The following is a 952-nucleotide window of genomic DNA, read 5'->3' on the forward strand; positions in this document are numbered from 1 at the left end:
GTCCGCCGACCCTGGGTCCCCAGACACTGGGTCCGCTGGCCTAGTTCACGGCCTTGGGCCCGCTGGCCTTGGATCCGCTGATCCGAAAAGATTTGAATGATCCAGAACCCTGTGATTGATGCCAAAATTGAACAGTTGGATGGCCTTGGCGCCATCTTGCCGCTGGATCGCGCTACGCAATTGGCGTCCCTGCTCAGTGATGATGATATCGAGACTTTGCGGCATTTGGCCAAAGCCGGTATGGGAGCCAACAGCCTGCGCGCCCTGATGTCCGACCTTGGCTATTTGGAAGGCTGGGCGCTTGCCGCGATTGGTACCCCCCTGCCCTGGCCCGCACCACAAGACCTTATTCTGAAATTCATCGCCCATCATCTTTGGGACCCCTCAGCGACCTCAGCGGAGGTCCCGGCGGCCACAGTCGCGGCGGAGGTCTCCGCGGAAAATGGCATGGTGGTTGGCACGGGTGCCAAGACAAAAACCAGGACCCATGGTATGCCGCAGGATGTGGCTGAGACATTGCGCGACCAAGGCCTGTTGCGCAGCAAAGGTCCGCATGCGCCTGCCACAGTCGAGCGGCGTTTGGCGCATTGGTCGACATTGCATCGTTGGCGCGAGCTGGATGGGGCCTTTGGCTCCACCCAAATTCGTGCCGCCATGCGTCTTGCTGTGCGTGTCGCCGATCGGCCCAGAGGTCGTAAAAGCCAGAAAGCCATTACACTGGATGTGCTCGAGCAGCTGTTGGCAACCTGTGAGACGGCTGCAATGGCTCCGATGGGCCACCTGCGGGACCCTCACAACAAGTTGGTTCAACAGAGTTCACTGGATCCGGGTCCCTTGAACCCGCTGGTTCGGCTTGTTGATGTTCGTGATCGTGCCCTTTTGTTGGTTGGCTTTGCGTCCGGCGGCCGTCGTCGTTCAGAGTTGACGTCTATGCGTTTCAGCCAATTGACTT

At 59.3% G+C, this 952-nt stretch carries 1 pseudogene; it reads left to right on the forward strand.

Features of this window, described 5'->3' with window-relative positions:
- Positions 1–96: 96 nt before the first annotated feature.
- Positions 97–952 (forward strand): annotated as a pseudogene (locus C0081_RS18160) (hypothetical protein); the annotation flags it as partial.

This window comes from Cohaesibacter celericrescens (assembly GCF_002866925.1).
Lineage (GTDB): Bacteria > Pseudomonadota > Alphaproteobacteria > Rhizobiales > Cohaesibacteraceae > Cohaesibacter > Cohaesibacter celericrescens.